Origin of the sequence: Magnetospirillum sp. UT-4, assembly GCF_902729435.1 — a bacterium.
Classification (GTDB): Bacteria; Pseudomonadota; Alphaproteobacteria; order Rhodospirillales; family Magnetospirillaceae; genus Magnetospirillum.
Map to the genome: position 1 here is coordinate 1 of NZ_CACVCG010000078.1, position 17,451 is coordinate 17,451.

Below are 17,451 nucleotides of genomic sequence, written 5' to 3' on the forward strand. Positions count from 1 at the left end.
TACGGATACGGATTGACCTAAGTTAGCGGCCAAGGGGGCCCACCCCCTATGCGCTGAGCGAGACTGGCGGCGGCCGGCGGGTCCTCCCATCTGCCGCCCATGCCGACTTCGTCCCTCACGCCGCCCTCCCAACTGCTGCTGCGCGGCTGGGCGCTGCTCGGGCTCGGGGCGCTGGCGGCCGCCGGGCTGCTGGCCCTGCTGCTGGCGCTGTCGCGCAGTCCGGGGGCCGATGCCTGGCTGCCCGGCGCGTCGGCGCTGTTCCACCGGGTGCTGGTGGTTCACGTGGTGCTGTCGTTCCAGGTATGGCTGCTGGCCATGCTGGCGGCGGTCGCCATCGCCCTGGCGCCTGGGCCGTATTCGCTGGACGGCGCCGGCCTGGCGGCGGCGGCCCTGGGCATGGTGCTGCTGCTGGTGCCGGCGCTGACCGGGCGGGGCGAGGCCAATCTGGGCAATTACGTGCCCACCTTGCACCATCCGCTGTTCCATCTCGGTCTGGCGGCGGTGGCGGCGGGAACGGCGGCGGCGGTGCTGCCGCGCATGGCGGCCTGGCGCCACGGCCCCGGCGGCTTCGCGGCCGCCATGATGGCGCTGGCGCTGGCGGCGGCCCTGGCGGTGTTCGTCCTGGACCTGGCCGACCTGCCGCCCGGCGCCGATCCCGGCCATGCCAACGAGCTGTGGGCCTGGGGCGGCGGCCACCTGCTGCAAGTGGTCAACACCATCCTGCTGATGGCCTGCTGGCAGGTGCTGTGCGTCAAGGCCTGCGGCACGGCGCCGCTGCCCGGCCACGCCGGGCGGGCGGCGCTGGCGCTGCCGGCGGCGGCGGCGTGGATCGGGCCGCCCCTCGCCGTGCTGCTGGCGGTGGACGATCCCGCCTATCGCCAGCTCTTCACCGACCTTTACCGCTTCGCCCTGCCGCTGCCGCCGCTGCTGATGGGGGCGGCGGCGGCCTGGACCCTGGCGCGGGGGCGGGCACGCCATCCCGAGGCGGCGCTGGCGCTGGCCTGGTCGCTGGTGGTGTTCGCCCTGGGCGGCATCGCCGGCTTCGCCCTCGGACAGGGCGACACCCGCACGCCCTCCCACTACCACGCCATGATCGGCGGGGTGACTCTGGGCCTGATGGGCATGCTGCACGCGGTGCTGCTGCCGGCGCTCGGACGCCCCGCCGCCACCGGCGCGTGGGTGCGGGCGCAATACCTGCTGTATGGCGGCGGCCAGTTGCTGCACGCGCTGGGATTCTACCTCGCCGGGCTGGCCGGCGTGGCGCGCAAGACCGCCGGCGCCGCCCAGGGCCTGGACAGCGCGGTCAAGCTGGCGGCGATGGGGCTGGTGGGGATCGGCGGGGTGATCGCCGTGCTGGGCGGCGTGCTGTTCGTGGTGGATGGACTGAAGCGGGCCTTGGCCCGCCATGTGCCCATTGAGGGCGCGGTCGTGCCGCCCCCCGCAGGGGCAAACGACGCCCGCTAGGGCGGCCCGAGCCTTGCGAGGGTGGGCTTCGCCCACAAGCGCGCGGAGGCGCGCGCCCGGCGAGGGCCATCATGAAACTGGACCAACGGCACGTTGGCCTAGCGCCCCGATTCCGCGCATAGGCGACGCAGCATGCCGACATCGTCGATGCGCACGCCGTTGGCCTCGGTGCGCACGCCCAGCTCGCGCAGGCGGGCCAGCACCCGGGACAGGCTTTCGCGGCGGATGCCGACCCGGCTGGCCAGCACTTCCTTGTTGAAGGGCAGGGCGACCAGGGCGGCGCCGTCGGCGGCGTCGGTCAGGGCCAGCAGGAATTCGGCCACCCGCTGCCACGGCGGCATTTCCTTGAGCTGGCGGATCTCCGAGGACAGCCGCTGGTGCCAGCAGCACATGCTGGCCAGCATGCGCTGCCCGACCGAGCGGTCCGAGCGCAGGGTATGGATGAAGGCGCGGCGGCCGACCTTGATCAGGGTGGCGTCCTCGATCACCTCGGCGTTGAGGGGGAAGGTGCCCATGGACAGCATGGCCGCCTCGCCGAACGAGGTCACCGGGGTGAACACCTCGACGATGCTCTCGCGCCCGTCGGGGGTCAGGGCGAACAGCTTCACCTGGCCTTCCAGCACCACGTAGAAGCAGTCGGCGGTGGCGCCGGCCGAGAACAGCATGGTGCGCCGTTCGGCCGCCAACGCCGTGGCATCGCCCATCAGGCGCTCGAGCACGTCGTGGCCCAGCCCGTCGAACAGCGGCAGCGCCATCACCTGCTTGGCCAGGGCCGGGCCGGCGGCGCGGTGGCGGGGCAGGCTGCCGGGCGGGCGGGTGCAGCCGGGCTTGGGCACCAGGCACAGGGTGCGGCAGGGGCAGGTCATCACCAATCCTCCGGCGCCGCCGGCGCCATGGCCTCGACCATCACCTGCAGGTGGGCCAGCTCGGCGATCTCGACGCGGTCGCCGCGGCCGGTCTCGACCCCGAAATCGCGCAGCTTGGCGAAGGCGCGGCTGAGCGTCGCCGGCTCCATGCCCAGGCGCTCGGCCAGCAGCCGTTTCTCGAAGGGCAGGTGGACGACGCTGCGCCCCTGGCAGCCGCCGGCCAGCTGCAGCAGGTAGCCGGCCAGGCGTTCGGTGGTGGATTGCAGCTTGAGCTCGGTGATCTCGCGCACCTGGCCACGCAGCGAGCCGGCCATGATGCCGATCAGCGACAGCGCCAGATCGAACTTGTCGTCCAGGTAGGCGGCCAGGCGATCGGCGGAGACGCAGGCGGCGCGCAGCGGCTCGACCACCCGGGCGGTGGTGGTGTGCCGGGCCCCCGGCTTGAGGGCGTCGGCGCCTGCGGTCTCGCCGGCGCCCAGGACCGCCCGGACCTCGGGCGTGGTGGCGGCGGTGGGGGCGTAGACCAGCTCGACCAGGCCGCCCCCGATGACGAACAGCCGCTCGGCCGGGTCGCCCTGGCGGAACAGAAGCGTGCCGCGCGGCGCCGACATCGCCGCCGCATTGTCCAGCAGGAGCGGCATGTCGGCGGTCGGGATGGCCTCGAACAAGGGATGGCGCCTCAAGATGGCCAAGGCTTCGGATGTCATGTCCCCTCCCACCCGCAGCAGCTCCACGCAAGGGTAGCCCAGACGGGGGAAAGCCCCTTGACTTTGGTCAGGCGCAAAAAAACCCCGGGGAAACGCGTCCCCGGGGAAAGTCTGGAGGAAAACGAAGATGCTTATGGTCAGTAGATGTCGTGCTGGGTGTTGTAGACGTTGAACTTGCCGGTCGGCGTGATGAGCTTGGGGTCCTTGATCACGGTCTTCAGCTTGCGGGTCTTGTCGTCGATGACGACGATCGCCGAAGGATCGGTCTTGCCGGCCCAGATGGAGAACCAGATCTCGTCGCCCTTCTCGTTGTACTCGCCGTGCACGACGCGCTGGATCGCCTTGGTCTCGCCCAGATTGGCCATCTTGGCGACGTTGATCACCTCGGGGCCCTTGTCCAGGTTGGCGATGTCGTAGACGGTCACCGACTCGGCGGCTTCCCTCTCGGGCATCAGCGGGGCGTCGGCCCACAGGTTCTTGGACTTGGGATGGGTCTTGACGAACAGCGAGCCCGAGCCGTGGTTCTTCAGCTCGGCCACCACCTTCCAGGCGTAGTCCTTGTGCTTGGCCGGGTCGGTGCCGATCAGGCTGATGACGTCGGCACCCAGGTGCGAGGTCGCCCACACGGGGCCGAACTTGGGATGCACGAAGTTGGCGCCGCGGCCCGGATGGGGCTTGGACTTGGTATCGACCAGGGCGGCCAGCTTGCCGTCCTTGGTATCGACCACCGCCACCTTGTTGGAGGCGTTGGCGGCCACCAGGAAGTACCGCTTGGAGGCGTCCCAGCCGCCGTCATGCAGGAACTTGGCCGAGTTGATGGTGACTTCCTTGAGGTTCTTGATGTCCGAGTAGTCGACCAGCTTGATCATGCCGGTCTCCTTCACGTTGATCACCCATTCCGGCTTGATCTGCGAGGACACGATGGAGGCCACGCGCGGCTCGGGATGGTATTCGCCGTCGACGGTCATGCCGCGGGTCGAGACGATCTTCAGCGGCTCCAGGGTCTGGCCGTCGAGGATGGCGTACTGGGGCGGCCAGTAGGTGCCGACCACCGCGTACTTGTCCTCGTAGCCCTTGAACTTGGAGGTGTCCACCGAGCGGGCGTCGATGCCGGTCTTCAGCGTCGCCACCGTGGTCGGCTTCTCGTACCACAGGTCGATCATGTCCAGGCGGCCGTCGCGGCCGATGACGTACACGTAGCGGCCGGAATAGGACAGGCGCGAGATGTGGACGGCATAACCGGTCTTGACGATGCCCCAGATCGCCTTGGTGTCGCCGTCGATCAGGGCGACCTCGCCCGAATCGCGCAAGGTCACCGAGAAGACGTTCTTCAGGTTGATCTTGTTCATCTGCTTGGTCGGGCGGTCCTTGACCGGGACCAGCACCTTCCACGACGCCAGCATGTCCTTCATCCCCCATTCCGGCGGCGCGTCCGGCGTGGTCTGGATGTAGGTGGCCATCTGGGTGATCTCATCCTTGGTCAGGATGTCGTCGAAGTTGGGCATGCCCCCTTCGGTGCCGTTGGCCAGGATCTTCTCCAGGCGAGCCTGGCCCAGCTTCTGGGAGGCGGCGGGCTCCAGGTTCTTGCCGGTGGCGCCCTTGCGCAGCACGCCGTGGCAGCCGGCGCAACGCTCGAAGTAGACCTTCGCCGCCGCCTCCTTGGCCTCCTTGGCCATGGTCACTTCCTGTGCCGACGCGGCCGACGCCATCACCATCGGCAATGCCGACAGCAGCAGCGCGTGCTTGATTCCCTTCCACATCCTAGACCTCCACTCCTGGTGCGACGCCAGGCTCCCCCCGGGAACCAGCGTATCGGATGGCGGCAGGATGGGCGCCGGGCGCTGCCGGCTCTTTAACCAAAGTCAAATGGCGGCAAGTAAACGGGTTCGGGGCCGGCGCGGAACCGCCGCGGCGGGGCAGTGAAATTGACCAACATCACACTGGCGTCGGCGGGCCTGGGACTACGGTGGCGGCGTCCGGAGCGCACCGGCAAAGAGGAATTTGTCCAACGTCAAGTCGCCGCTGCCGGGGCCGTGCTAGCCCTGGTCATGCGCCGAAGGAGAAAGGGGACCCCGCGGGGGAAGGCCATGGTTTCCAAGCAGCCGCTGAGTCAACGCCTGAAGAAACTGAGGATCCTGGGGGCGACGCTGGTCGGCGCCACCATCCTGTTCATCGGCGGCATCGTGTTCTGGGGGGCCTTCAACACGGGGATGGAGGCGACCAATACGATGGACTTCTGCATCTCGTGCCACGAGATGAAGGACAACGTCTACCAGGAATACGTCAAGACCATCCACTACACCAACCGGTCCGGCGTGCGCGCCACCTGCCCCGACTGCCACGTTCCGAGGGACTGGGTGCACAAGATCGCGCGCAAGATTCAGGCCTCCAACGAGCTTTACCACAAGGTGGTCGGCACCGTGTCGACGCCCGAGAAGTTCGATGCCAACCGGCTGGAGATGGCGGCGCGCGAGTGGCGGCGGATGAAGGCCAGCGATTCGCGGGAATGCCGCAACTGCCACGCCTTCGACCAGATGAACCCGGAAAAGCAGAAGCAGCGCGCCCGCAAGCAGCACGAGAACGCGGTCGAGGACGGCCAGACCTGCATCGACTGCCACAAGGGCATCGCCCACAAGCCGGTCCACGAGGACCTGACCGACGAGCAACTCAAGGAACTGGAGCAGCCACGATGAGCCACCGCAAAGCCTTCCTCGCCCTTGGAACCGCCTGCGCCCTGGTGGTCGCCGCCGCTCCGGCCTGGGCCGTCGACTGGGCCAAGGCGCCCGAGGCCAAGACCATCCTGTTCTATCCCGGCCAGAGCTCGTTCGAGTGGATCCAGATCGGCTCGGACCACGGCGGTGCCCGCTCCTTCACCAAGAAGGGCGACAAGTGCAGCGAATGCCACGCCGAGGAAGCCGCCGACATGGGCAAGAAGATGGTCTCCGGCCAGAAGATCGAGCCCACGGTGATCGCCGGCAAGCGCGCCGCCATTCCGCTCAAGATCAAGGCCGCCTATGACGCGACCAACCTGTACATGCGCTTCGAATTCCCGGCCGGCCCGCACAACCCCGCGCCCAATGCGGCCGGCGGCAAGATGGACCCCGACAACGAGATCAAGCTGGCGATGATGATCGACGACGGCAAGGTCGGCGCCGCCGACCGCTCGGGCTGCTGGGCCAGCTGTCATGCCGACGCCCGCGACATGCCGAGCGCGCCGAAGAAGGAAGCCCTGGGGGCGGCCAAGGGCATCGACACCTCGGCCGGCTACGTCACCAAGTACCTGCCGGAAAGCCGCACCGCGGTGTCGCTGAAGGACGAGCCGCGCGGCGGCTGGGACAAGCTGAAAAGCCCGGCCGATCTGGACGCCATGCTGAAGGGCGGCCAGTTCCTCGACCTGGTGCGCTTCAAGAGCGGCAAGGGCGGCGTTTCCGAGGACGGCTACGTGCTGGCCGAGCGGGTGCTGAAGCAGAACGCCGGCGCCACCTTCCAGGGCAAGAAGGAGGGTGACGCCTGGGTCGTCACCATGACCCGCAAGCTCGATTCCGGCCAGCCCGGCGACGTGGTGCTCGCCGCCGGCAAGACCTACACCGTGGGCGTGGCGGTGCATGACGATCACAGCTGGGGCCGCTTCCACCACGTCTCCCTCGACCTTCGCCTCGGCCTCGACGCGCCGGGCGAGATCAAGGCGGTCAAGCAATAGGGGCGGGCCGTGACCCGGGCGGCCGCCCTTGCCGTGGTCCTGCTCTGGGCGGTTCCGGCCGACGCGGCCGAAACCGCCCGGGTGGGCATCGACAGGATGCGGTTCCAGCCGGCGGCGGTGACGGTGAAGGCCGGCACCACCGTCGCGTGGGTCAACGACGAGAAGCGCACCAGCCATTCGGTGTTCTTCGAGACGGAGGGGCTGGCCGAATCCGAACGCCTGCTGCCGGGCGATTCCTGGCAGCGGAAATTCGAGCGGCCCGGCCGGTACGCGTACAGGTGCGGCCCCCATCCCGAAATGATCGGGGTGGTCGAGGTGGTTCCCTGAACCGGGGGAGGACGGGATGATGCACCGCGGCAAGGTCCATCTGGTCGGTTCGGGTCCGGGCGATCCCGAGCTGCTGACCCTCAAGGCGGCGCGGCTGATCGCCGGGGCCGGGGTGGTGGTATTCGACCGGCTGGTCGGCGAGTCCATCCTCGATCTGCTCCCGGCCGGGGCCAGGCGCATGGATGTCGGCAAGGAGACCGGGCGCCACGCCGTGCCCCAGGCCGAGATCAACCGCCTGTTGGTGGGCCTGGCCATGGACGGCCACGACGTGGTCCGCCTCAAGGGCGGCGATCCCTTCATCTTCGGCCGCGGCGGCGAGGAAGCCCAGGCCCTGGCCGCCGCCGGCATCCCGTTCGAGGTGGTGCCCGGCATCACCGCCGCCTCGGGCTGCGCCGCCGCTTCCGGCATCCCGCTGACCCTGCGCGGCATCGCCGAAGGCGTACGGCTGGTCACCGGCCACCGCCAGGACGACGGCGACCTCGATCTCGACTGGGCCTCGCTGGCCGATCCGCGCTGCACCCTGGTGGTCTACATGGGGGTGGCGAGCGCCGAGCGCATGGCCGCTGGCTTGGTGGGCGCCGGCCTGCCGGCCGACACGCCGGTGGCGATCATCGAGCGCGGCACCACGCCGGAACAAAGGACATGGGTGTCGCGCCTGGGCTGCCTGACCGCCGATATGGAACGCTGGGCGCCCAAGCCGCCGGCGCTGCTGGTCATCGGCCGGGTGGTCGACCACGCGGTGGTGTCGGGCTGGCCCGCCTTGGCCGAGGCGGCGCAATGAGGGGCGCCGTGCTCATGGCGGCGCTGGCGGTGCTGGCCCTGCCGGCCGCCGCCGAGCCGCCGGCCGCCCGCATCGGCGAACTGCGCGAGCTGGTGGCCCAGGATTGCGGCTCGTGCCACGGCATGAGCCGGGCCGGCGGGCTGGGCGCGCCGCTCACCGCCGAGGCGCTGGCCGGCATCGGCGACGAGGCGCTGGAGGCCACGATTCTGGAAGGACGCCCCGGCACTCCCATGCCGCCCTGGCGCGGCCTGCTGAACGAGGCCGACGCCCGCTGGATCGTCAGGCACCTGAAGGGAGAAACGCCGTGAAGCGACTGATGGCCTTGGGCCTGACCGTCCTGCTGGCCGCCTGCGCCGGCCCCGATTTGCGTGGGACCGGCGATCTCGGGCTGGTGGTGGAGCGTGCCGACGGGCGGCTGCAGGTGGTGGAGACCACCGGGTCGACCAGCCTGGGCACCATCGCCGGGCTGGGCGATCTGTCCCATGCCTCGGTGGTGTTCTCGCGCGACGAGCGCTTCGCCTTCGTCTTCGGCCGCGACGGCGGCCTGACCAAGGTGGACCTGCTGCGGCGCCGCATCGCCGGCCGCGTCATGCAATCGGGCAATTCCATCGGCGGCGCCGTTTCGCAGGACGGCTCGCTGGTGGCGGTGGCCAACTACACCCCCGGCGGGGTCAAGGTGTTCGACAGCCGCACCCTGGAGCAGGTCGCCGACATCCCGGCGGTGGGCGCCGACGGCAAGCGTTCCAAGGTGGTCGGGCTGGAGGACGCGCCGGGCAACCGCTTCGTCTTCTCGCTGTACGAGGCGGGCGAGATCTGGCTGGCGGATTTCTCGGATCCCAAGGCGCCGGCGGTGACGAAGTATCCCGGCATCGGCAACCAGCCCTACGACGCCCTGGTCACCGAGGACGGCCGCCACTACCTGGCCGGCCTGTTCGGCGAGGACGGCATCGCCATGCTCGATCTGTGGCATCCCGAGGCCGGGGTGCGCCGGGTGCTGCCCAATTACGGCAAGGGCGAGCAGCCGCTTCCGGTCTACAAGATGCCGCACCTGGAGGGCTGGGGCGCCTCGGGCCGCGAGGCCTTCCTGCCCGCCATCGGCCGCCACGAGGTGCTGGTGGTGGACACCGCCACCTGGCAGGAGGTCGGCCGCATCCCGGTGGCCGGCCAGCCGGTCTTCGCCATGCTGCAGCCGGGCGGGCGCCGCCTGTGGGTCAATTTCGCCCTGCCCGACAACGACAAGGTCCAGGTGATCGACGTGCCCAGCCGCACGGTTCTCGCCACCCTGGTGCCGGGCAAGGCGGTGCTGCACATGGAATTCACCCCGCGCGGCGAGCGGGTGTGGATCTCGGCCCGTGATTCCGACCAGGTGACGGTGTGGGACACCGCATCCCTGCGCAAGGTGGCGGAGCTGCCGGCGGCCAAGCCGTCGGGCATCTTCTTCACCGCGCGGGCGCACCGGACGGGGTTGTGAGCATGGATTCCATCGACCGCCGCCTGCTCGACGAGTTCCAGCACGACCTGCCGCTGGTGGCCGAGCCCTACGCCGCCATCGGCCGCACCCTGGGCATCGGCGAGGACGAGGTGATCGCCCGCCTGAAACGCCTGGTCGAGGCCGGCGCGGTGGCCCGCATCGGCGCCGTGATGCGCCCCCATTCCTGCGGCCATTCCACCCTGGCTGCCATGGCGGTGCCGCCCGAGCGGCTGGAGGCGGTGGCGGCGCTGGTCTCGGCCTATGGCGAGGTCAACCACAATTACCAGCGCGAGCACCGGCTGAACCTGTGGTTCGTGGTCGCCGCCGCCGGCCCCGACGACGTGCGGGCGGTGCTGGACGACATCGCCCGGCGCACCGGCATCGAGGTTCTGGACCTGCCGATGCTCGAGGATTTCCACATCGATCTGGGGTTTCCGCTGCGATGGACGTGAACGACCGCGAAGCCGATCTGATCGGCGCCCTGTGCGGCGGCCTGCCGCTGGTGTCCCGGCCCTTCGCCGAGCTGGGCCGGGCGGTGGGCATGGACGAGGACGAGGTGATCGCCCGGCTGCACGCCCTTTCGACGCGCGGGGTGATCCGCCGCCTGGGGGTGATCGTGCGCCACCACGAGCTGGGCTACCGCGCCAACGCCATGGTGGTGTGGGACATCCCCGACCATGAGGTGAGCGAAACGGGGCGCCGCCTCGCCGCCTGCCCCGAGGTGACCCTGTGCTATCGCCGGCCGCGCCGCCCGCCGGCCTGGCCCTACACCCTGTTCACCATGGTCCACGGCCACGACCGCGCCGAGGTCGAGGCCGCCATCGCCGCCCTGGCGGTGCGGGAAGGGGTGGCCCGCCATCCCCGCGCCGTGCTGTTCTCGCTGCGCCGCTTCAAGCAATGCGGCGCCCGCTACCAGCGCCGGGCGGCGGCGGAGTAGGGCCATGGACGACACCGACCGCGCCATCGTCAACGCCCTGCAGGGCGGCTTTCCCATCACCGAGCGGCCCTTCGCCGACGCGGCGGCAGCCCTGGGCCTGACCGAGGACGAGCTGATCGGACGCCTGCGCACCCTGCTGGCCGACGGCGTGCTCAGCCGCTTCGGCCCCCTGTACAACGCCGACCGCTTCGGCGGCCACAACACCCTGGCCGCCATGGCGGTGCCCGAGGAGCGCTTCGACGAGGTGGCGGCCCTGGTCAACCTTCATCCCGAGGTGGCCCACAACTATCGCCGCGACCACGCCCTGAACATGTGGTTCGTGGTGGCGGCGGAATCCCTGGACCGGGTCCACCAGGTCTTGACCGAAGTCCAGGCGCGCACCGGACTGCCGGTGTACGACATGCCCAAGAGCCGCGAATTCCGCATCGGGTTGCGCCTGGAGGCCTGAGAGCTTGGACGCCGTCGATCGTGCCATCATCCTCGCCACCCAGGCAGGGCTGCCGCTGACGCCCCAGCCCTACCACAAGGTGGCGGAGACCGTCGGCATCGCGCCCGAGGAGGTGATGGCCCGTCTCGCCCGCATGCTGGCCGAAGGCGTGGTGCGCCGCATCGGCGCGGTGCCCGACCATTACGCCCTGGGCTATCGCCACAACGGCATGACCGTGTGGGACGTCGCCGACGACGAGGCCGAGGCGGCGGGCGAGGCGGTGGCGGCGCTGCCCTTCGTCAGCCATTGCTATTTGCGCCCGCGCCGGCCGCCGTTCTGGCCCTACAACCTGTTCGCCATGATCCACGCCCGCGACCCCGAAGCCGCCGCCGGGCTGGTGGCCGAGGTGGCGGCGGTGCTGGGACCGCGGGTGCGCGCCCATCAGGTGCTCTACAGCAGCCGCATCCTCAAGAAGACCGGCGTCCGGCTGGCGGGATAGAAGAATGTTCCGGCTCAGCCGCTTCATCCGCGAATTGTCCGAACCGAGTCTGGTCCGGCCGTATCGCGACCTGCCCGGGCCGGTGGTGATCTGGAACCTGGTGCGCCGCTGCAACCTGGCCTGCCGGCATTGCTATTCCACCTCGACCGACAAGGATTTCACCGGCGAACTGACCACCTGGGAGGCGATGCATGCGCTGCGCGACCTCAAGGCGGCCGGGGTTCCGGCGCTGATCCTGTCGGGCGGCGAGCCGCTGCTGCGCCCCGACCTGTTCGAGCTGGCGGCCGAGGCGCGGCGGCTGGGCTTCGCCTCGGTGTCGCTGTCCACCAACGGCACCCTGATCGACGACGACACCGCCCATCGCATCGCCGCCGCCCGCTTCTCGTATGTGGGCATCTCGGTGGACGGCATCGGCGCGGTCCATGACGGCTTCCGCGGCAAGGACGGCGCCTTCGCCGATTCCATGGCCGGCATCCGCCGCTGCCGCGAATCCGGCCTGAAGGTGGGCCTGCGCTTCACCATGACCCGCGACAACGCCCATCACCTGCCCGAGGTGCTGGAGCTGATGCGGGCGGAGGCCATCGACAAGTTCTACTTCTCGCACCTCAACTATGCCGGACGCGGCAACCGCAACCGCGCCGAGGACGCCCACGCCGCCATGACCCGGGCCGCCATGGACCGCCTGTTCGAGGCCGCCATGGCGAGCCCCGAGGCCGAATTCGTCACCGGCAACAACGACGCCGACGGCCCCTATTTCCTGGGCTGGGTGGCGTCGCGGTGGCCGGACAAGGCCGCCCACATCGCCGCCAAGCTGGCGGAATGGGGCGGCAACGCCTCGGGCATCAACGTCGCCAACATCGACAATCTGGGCTGGGTCCACCCCGACACCATGTGGTGGCACGAGCGCCTGGGCAACGTGCGCGAGCGGCCCTTCGCCCAGATCTGGGCCGATACCGCCAATCCGCTGATGGCCGGGCTGAAGGCGCGGCCGCGGGCGCTCACCGGGCGCTGCGGCGAATGCCGTCACCTCGTCCTCTGCAACGGCAACAGCCGGGTGCGGGCCGAGAAGGCCGGCGGCGACCGCTGGGGCGAGGACCCGGCCTGCTATCTCACCGACGAGGAAATCCAATGAAGGCCGCCCTGCTCCTGCTCGCCCTCGCCGCCGCCCTGCCCGCATCCGCCGCCGAATTGGACAAGCTGTTCACCGAGCATTGCGCCGCCTGCCACGGCGCCGACCGTCTGGGCGCCATCGGGCCGGCGCTGCTGCCCGAGAACCTGGGCCGGGTCAAGCCCGCCGAGGCCGAGAAGGTGATCGCCGAGGGCCGTCCCGCCACCCAGATGGAGGGCTTCGCCGGCAAGCTGTCGCCCGACCAGGTCAAGGCCCTGGCCAAGTACATCTACACCCCGCTGCCATTGGTCCCCGACTGGGGCATGGCCGAGATCGAGGCGTCGCGGCTGGTGGTGACCGAACCGTCCGCTTTGCCCAAGGCGCCGCCCTTCCGCTCGGACCCGCTGAACCTGTTCACCGTGGTGGAGGGCGGCGACCACCACGTCACCGTGCTCGACGGCGACCGCTGGAAGCCGCTGCATCGGTTTCCCAGCCGCTTCGCCCTGCACGGCGGCGCCAAGTATTCCCCCGATGGCCGCTTCGTCTATCTCGCCTCGCGCGACGGCTGGGTGTCCAAGCACGACATGTGGACCGGCAAACTGATGGCCGAGATCCGCGTCGGCATCAACACCCGCAACGTGGCGGTGTCCCATGACGGCCGTTTCCTGATGGCCGGCAACGTGCTGCCCCACACCCTGGTGGCGCTGTCGGCCGAGGATCTGAAGCCGCTGCAGGTGATTCCGGTGAAGGGCGACGGCAAGACCAGCCGCGTCTCGGCGGTCTACACCGCGCCGCCGCGCGCCAGCTTCGTGGTCGCCCTGCGCGATCTGGAAGAGGTGTGGGAGATTCCCTATGCCGACGATGCCGGGCCGGTGATGAACGGCCTGGTCCATTCCCGCGAGAAGGGGCTGGAGGAGGGGGTCAGCACCGGCGGCCGCTTCCAGGCCCTGCGCATCCGGGTGCCCGACTATTTCGACGACTTCTTCTTCGATCCCACCTACGAGCGGGTGATGGGCACCACCCGCGGCGGCGGCAAGGGCATGGTGGTGGACCTCGACCTCAAGCGCAAGGTGGCCGACCTCGACCTCGCCGGCATGCCGCATCTGGGCTCGGGCATCGTCTTCAAGCAAGGTGGGCGCCTCCTGATGGCGACGCCGCACCTGAAGGAGGCGGTGGTCAGCGTCATCGACATGGCGACCTGGAAGACGGTCAAGCGCATCCCCACCCTGGGTCCGGGCTTCTTCATGCGCGGGCACGAGAACAGCCCCTATGCCTGGGTCGACGTCTCCATGGGACCCGAGAAGGACGCGCTGCAGGTCATCGACACCCGCACGCTGGAGATCGTGCGCACCGTACGCCCGGCGCCCGGCCGCCTCACCCGCCACGTGGAGTTCAACCGCGACGGCAGCCGCGTGGTGGTGTCGCTGTCGGAACGGGACGGCGCCGCCATCATCCTGAACGCCGCCACCTTCGCCGAAACCGCGCGCATCCCCATGAGCGCCCCCATCGGCAAGTACAACGTCTGGAACAAGATCACCTATTCGGCCGGCACCAGCCACTGAGGGCATCGCCCTCGCCATTGGTCTGACCCGCCCGATGGGCGGCGGACCGGCGGGCGCATGCTCCCACATGATGAAGACCTTGAACCTCGGGGGCTTCGTCATGACCGCACCGTCACCGTTCCGCAGCACCCCGGTGGCCGCCGTGACCGGCGGCACCGGCTTTCTCGGGCAGGCGGTGGTGCGCCGCCTGCGCGCCGAGGGCTGGCGCGTTCGGGTGCTGGCGCGTCGCGCCGTGGACGGGGCGCTGGACGTGGTGCCGGGCGCGCCTGACGACCAGGATGCGCTGCGCCGGCTGCTGACCGGGGCCTCGCTGGTGGTGCACGTTGCCGATCCGGTCGCCGAGCCGGACGTCGCCGGTGCCGCCCATATCGGCACCGCCTTGCGCCGCTCGGCCCGCGGCGCGCGGCTGCTGGTGGTGTCTTGCCTGGCGGCGCGCGACCCCAAGATCTCGGCCTATGCCGGCCGTTCGGCCGAAGCCGAGACGGCGCTGATCGACGCGGCCGGCGGCGACGATTGGCTGGTGCTGCGGCTGGCCGCAATCTACGGGCCGGGCGATTCCGCCATCCTGCCGCTGTTCCGCGCCGCCCGGCTGCCGGTGCTGCCCATTCCGGCGCGATCGCGCGCCCGTCTGGCTCTGCTCCATGTGGACGACGCCGTGCGCGCGGTGCTGGCGGCGGCGCACTCCACGGATCGCGGCCGGGTGTGGGAAGTGGGCGAGGGCGCCGCCGGCTGGGCCGAGATCGCCCGCGCCGCCGCCCGCGCCTTGGGCCGCGAACCGCCGGTGCTGCCGGTGCCGCGGCCGATCCTGGCGGCGGCGCTGGGGCTGGCCCGCCTGGGCGGCGGCAAGCGGGTGCCGGCGGCGGCGCCGGGGCGGCTGGCCGAACTGCTGCACGGCGACTGGAGCTGCCGGCCCGATCTGCTTCCCCCCTCCGGCCAGTGGTCGCCCTCCATCGCGCTGGCCGCCGGCTTCGCCATGACCGCCGACTGGTACCGGCTGCACCGATGGCTGTGAACGGAAAAGGTGCCGGCCTGACCGCGCTGGTGCTGGCCGGGCCGCGGGCCAACGGCGATCCGCTGGCGCGCGCCTACGACCTGCCGCACAAGGCGGTGCTGCCGGTGGCCGGGCGGCCCATGGGCGAATGGGTGGTGGACGCGCTGCGCGAAACCCCGGGCATCGGCCGCATCCTGGTCGCCGCCGACTGGCGCTGCCTGGGCGATACCATGATGGTGGGCAAGCGGGTGGTGCCGGTGGCCGCCCGCGCGACCATCGGCGAGACGGTCGAGGCGGTGCTGGACGTGGTGCCGCCGCCGCTGCTCATCACCACCGTCGATCATCCGCTGCTGACCCCGACGATGATCGCCGAATTCCTGTCGAAGGTGCCGCCCGACGCCGATGGGGCGATGGCGGTGGCCCGCGACGAGGCCATTCGCGGTACCTATCCCGAGGCACGGCGGGCCTATGTCCGCTTCCGCCGGGCGCGGGTCACCGGGTGCAACCTGTTCCTCATGCTCGGCAGCCGCGCCCGCCGCGCCGCCGGCACCTGGACCCGCATGGACGCCAGCCGGCGCGATCCGGCGGCGATGATGGCGAGCCTGGGGACCGGCTCGCTGCTGTTGTGGTCGCTGGGGCTGCTGACCCTGGAGGGCGCGGCGCGGCGGCTCTCCGCCCGGGTCGGCGCGCGCCTGGCGGTGGTCGAGATGTCGGCTCCCGAGGCCGCCATCGACGTGGACGGACCCGAGGACCTGCACCTGGCCGAGGCCATCCTGGCCCGCCGCGCGGCCGGGGGCGGGCGGGACCCTGTCGTCTAGGGTCCGTACTCAATTAGGGTGTGGCCTGCGCCGAGACGAATTTGCCCGCCTGGCAGGAAGGACGCGCAGCGCGATGTGGACCATCGCGCAAGCGGCCTGACGCACCGGGAGGGCAAATTCGTCCGGCCCGGAGGGTTGGCGTTCCAAGGGCGCCCTGGTACGTTGCCGCCGCTAGGCGATGCGTCCAGCATCGCCGTCGCGCCTGCGCCTGCCATTGCGCCCTTGGAACGCCAACGCAGGCCACACCCTAATTGAGTACGGACCCTAGACCATGTTCCGTTCAAACGGAACATGCCCTAGGGGCAACAACGCGCGGCGAACCATCGCCCTTCGTTCCTGTTGGCAGCCGGGAAGGCTAACGACGCGAGGGCATGCGAGATGGCGAACGTGCAGGTGGCGGCGGAAGGGACGGATGCCTTGGTCGGCGGCGCGGGAGACGACCTGCTGATTGCGGGACCGCTGCAATGGACCGCGGATTTCGTCGCTCTTGATGCCTCGGGATTCACCGGCAGGGTCACCATCGACCAGGACGGCGGTCAGCTGCGGGTGGTGGCCGTCGCCGACGGGCTGGTGCCGGGCCAATCCTATGCCCTGGCCATCCACGGCCTGTCCGAGATCGAGGGAGCGCCGGTGGACAGCCTGGCGGGGGCGAGCGGGCTGGATGCCGATGACGACGGCGCCATCGGCCAGGCCGAGCTTGAGGCCGGCATCGGCCCGTCGCTGCTGGAACTGGAGCCTCAGGTGGCGGCCGCCAATGGAAATATCGGCTTCGATCAGAGCTTCGACCTCGCCGCCCTCGACGCCAACGCCGCCCTGTTCCCGCTCGAATTCCGCGCGGTAGAACTGTCGGCGCCGGGCGGCCCGCCGGCGGCGGTGGCGGAACTGGCGCCGGTCGATGGCTCCGGTGCCGCCGAGGGCGTCGCCCTGGCCGGAGCCGGCGGCAACGACGTGCTGGTCGGCGGGGCCGGCGACGATCTGCTGGTCGGCGGCACCGGCGACGACGTGCTGGTCGGCGGTGGCGGCGACGACAGCATGGTGGGCAATGGCGGGGCCGACCGCTTCGTGGTCGGCCAGGGTCGCGATGCCATCACCGGCTTCAACCCGGGCGACGGCGATCGGGTGGATTTCGGCCACGATGCCGATAGCGCCGTGCTGCGTGCCACCCAGACGCCCCAGGGCCTGTGGCTGACCATCGGCGACGGCGCCGCCAACGCCCCGGGCACCGAGGGCGTCATCCTGGTCGGCATCCAGGCCAACGCCACCACCGATATCGGCGACTGGCTGGTGTGAAAGTCCAAGGGGCGGCAGTGCCGGCTGTTGGCGACAGGGAGCCCGGACGCCGCCGCCCCCGACACCCCTCCGCAGTCAGGGCGGAAAGGGCGATTCCGTGATAGACCCCGGCAGGGGCCGGGGGCGAGCGCGCAAGCGGGGTATCACCGCCTGACGCAGACCGGTGGGGGAACGGCGCCGCCGGTTCCCACCGGCGGATAGAGCGGCAGCCGCACCGGTGTTCCGGTGAGCTGCTGGCGGCACAGGGCCGCCTGGAGCTGGGCACGGCGCATCACCAGCTCGGTGGCGATGCGCTGGGCGTGGTCGGCCTGGGCCAGGGCAGGGCCGGCCTGGACGGCGGCAAGGACGGCGAGGGCGGCGAGAAGAACCGAACGCATCGAGGGGGCCTCCGTGCTTGTCTTCTGGAAGACAGACGCCCGAGGCACGCTTTCGGTTCCTGCTTTTCCCAACCGCGTTTATGGCTGCCAACTTCGCGTGATGGGTGAAGTTGTGGCGACTGGTTT

At 70.6% G+C, this 17,451-nt stretch carries 20 protein-coding genes; 16 read left to right on the forward strand and 4 right to left on the reverse strand.

Annotation, left to right across the window (positions count from 1 at the left end; translation table 11 throughout):
• Positions 1-99 precede the first annotated feature (99 nt).
• The gene (locus MTBUT4_RS11735) at positions 100-1,464 is read left to right on the forward strand and encodes a cbb3-type cytochrome c oxidase subunit I (RefSeq protein ID WP_173979884.1); all 1,365 of its coding nucleotides are present in this window, start codon (positions 100-102) and stop codon (positions 1,462-1,464) included.
• 98 nt (positions 1,465-1,562) lie between these two features.
• Here MTBUT4_RS11735 and MTBUT4_RS11740 read toward each other — a convergent pair whose 3' ends face one another.
• The 3 genes from MTBUT4_RS11740 to MTBUT4_RS11750 form a co-directional block, all read right to left on the reverse strand.
• Positions 1,563-2,330: a Crp/Fnr family transcriptional regulator gene (locus MTBUT4_RS11740; RefSeq protein WP_173979885.1), complete on the reverse strand. Its 768-nt coding sequence runs from the start codon at positions 2,328-2,330 to the stop codon at positions 1,563-1,565.
• Positions 2,330-3,037, reverse strand: a complete 708-nt coding sequence (locus tag MTBUT4_RS11745; RefSeq protein ID WP_173979886.1) for a helix-turn-helix domain-containing protein — start codon at positions 3,035-3,037, stop codon at positions 2,330-2,332. Before MTBUT4_RS11745 ends, MTBUT4_RS11740 begins: the two co-directional genes overlap by 1 nt.
• Before the next feature lie 137 nt (positions 3,038-3,174).
• Positions 3,175-4,797 (reverse strand): cytochrome D1 domain-containing protein, encoded by a 1,623-nt coding sequence (locus MTBUT4_RS11750; protein WP_173979887.1) that lies wholly within the window; start codon positions 4,795-4,797, stop codon positions 3,175-3,177.
• 327 nt (positions 4,798-5,124) lie between these two features.
• On the opposite strand from MTBUT4_RS11750, the gene MTBUT4_RS11755 reads away from it, so the two are divergent.
• The 15 genes from MTBUT4_RS11755 to MTBUT4_RS19820 all read left to right on the forward strand — a co-directional run bounded on the left by MTBUT4_RS11755 (position 5,125) and on the right by MTBUT4_RS19820 (position 16,948).
• Positions 5,125-5,730: a NapC/NirT family cytochrome c gene (locus MTBUT4_RS11755; protein ID WP_173979888.1), complete on the forward strand. Its 606-nt coding sequence runs from the start codon at positions 5,125-5,127 to the stop codon at positions 5,728-5,730.
• Entirely contained in the window at positions 5,727-6,737 is a 1,011-nt protein-coding gene (locus MTBUT4_RS11760; RefSeq protein ID WP_173979889.1) for an ethylbenzene dehydrogenase-related protein, read from the forward strand. Before MTBUT4_RS11755 ends, MTBUT4_RS11760 begins: the two co-directional genes overlap by 4 nt.
• 9 nt (positions 6,738-6,746) lie before the next feature.
• Complete coding sequence (locus MTBUT4_RS11765) at positions 6,747-7,064, forward strand: plastocyanin/azurin family copper-binding protein (RefSeq protein WP_173979890.1); 318 nt, start codon at positions 6,747-6,749, stop codon at positions 7,062-7,064.
• Positions 7,065-7,080: 16 nt separating this feature from the next.
• Positions 7,081-7,845, forward strand: a complete 765-nt coding sequence (gene cobA / locus MTBUT4_RS11770; protein WP_217424158.1) for a uroporphyrinogen-III C-methyltransferase — start codon at positions 7,081-7,083, stop codon at positions 7,843-7,845.
• Positions 7,842-8,153: a cytochrome c gene (locus MTBUT4_RS11775; RefSeq protein WP_173979891.1), complete on the forward strand. Its 312-nt coding sequence runs from the start codon at positions 7,842-7,844 to the stop codon at positions 8,151-8,153. Before cobA ends, MTBUT4_RS11775 begins: the two co-directional genes overlap by 4 nt.
• The gene (locus MTBUT4_RS11780) at positions 8,150-9,316 is read left to right on the forward strand and encodes a cytochrome D1 domain-containing protein (protein ID WP_305792114.1); all 1,167 of its coding nucleotides are present in this window, start codon (positions 8,150-8,152) and stop codon (positions 9,314-9,316) included. Before MTBUT4_RS11775 ends, MTBUT4_RS11780 begins: the two co-directional genes overlap by 4 nt.
• A 2-nt stretch (positions 9,317-9,318) precedes the next feature.
• Positions 9,319-9,768 carry an AsnC family transcriptional regulator gene (locus MTBUT4_RS11785; RefSeq protein ID WP_173979892.1) on the forward strand — a complete coding sequence of 150 codons (450 nt, stop codon included), beginning with the start codon at positions 9,319-9,321 and terminating at the stop codon, positions 9,766-9,768.
• Entirely contained in the window at positions 9,759-10,253 is a 495-nt protein-coding gene (locus MTBUT4_RS11790; protein WP_173979893.1) for an Lrp/AsnC family transcriptional regulator, read from the forward strand. Before MTBUT4_RS11785 ends, MTBUT4_RS11790 begins: the two co-directional genes overlap by 10 nt.
• A gap of 4 nt (positions 10,254-10,257) precedes the next feature.
• Positions 10,258-10,701, forward strand: a complete 444-nt coding sequence (locus MTBUT4_RS11795) for an Lrp/AsnC family transcriptional regulator (RefSeq protein ID WP_173979894.1) — start codon at positions 10,258-10,260, stop codon at positions 10,699-10,701.
• A gap of 4 nt (positions 10,702-10,705) precedes the next feature.
• Complete coding sequence (locus MTBUT4_RS11800; protein WP_173979895.1) at positions 10,706-11,179, forward strand: AsnC family transcriptional regulator; 474 nt, start codon at positions 10,706-10,708, stop codon at positions 11,177-11,179.
• A gap of 4 nt (positions 11,180-11,183) precedes the next feature.
• Positions 11,184-12,311, forward strand: coding sequence for a heme d1 biosynthesis radical SAM protein NirJ (gene nirJ, locus MTBUT4_RS11805; protein WP_173979896.1), 1,128 nt, complete (start codon positions 11,184-11,186; stop codon positions 12,309-12,311).
• Entirely contained in the window at positions 12,308-13,849 is a 1,542-nt protein-coding gene (locus MTBUT4_RS11810; protein ID WP_173979897.1) for a nitrite reductase, read from the forward strand. The genes nirJ and MTBUT4_RS11810 overlap by 4 nt, the downstream gene beginning before the upstream one ends.
• A 100-nt stretch (positions 13,850-13,949) precedes the next feature.
• Complete coding sequence (locus MTBUT4_RS11815) at positions 13,950-14,861, forward strand: NAD(P)-dependent oxidoreductase (protein WP_173979898.1); 912 nt, start codon at positions 13,950-13,952, stop codon at positions 14,859-14,861.
• Positions 14,852-15,658 (forward strand): NTP transferase domain-containing protein, encoded by an 807-nt coding sequence (locus MTBUT4_RS19815; protein ID WP_173979899.1) that lies wholly within the window; start codon positions 14,852-14,854, stop codon positions 15,656-15,658. The genes MTBUT4_RS11815 and MTBUT4_RS19815 overlap by 10 nt, the downstream gene beginning before the upstream one ends.
• Positions 15,659-16,036: 378 nt before the next feature.
• Positions 16,037-16,948, forward strand: a complete 912-nt coding sequence (locus MTBUT4_RS19820) for a hypothetical protein (protein WP_173979900.1) — start codon at positions 16,037-16,039, stop codon at positions 16,946-16,948.
• Positions 16,949-17,091: 143 nt separating this feature from the next.
• Here MTBUT4_RS19820 and MTBUT4_RS11830 read toward each other — a convergent pair whose 3' ends face one another.
• Positions 17,092-17,325, reverse strand: a complete 234-nt coding sequence (locus MTBUT4_RS11830; protein ID WP_173979901.1) for a hypothetical protein — start codon at positions 17,323-17,325, stop codon at positions 17,092-17,094.
• Between the last annotated feature and the right edge of the window lie 126 nt (positions 17,326-17,451).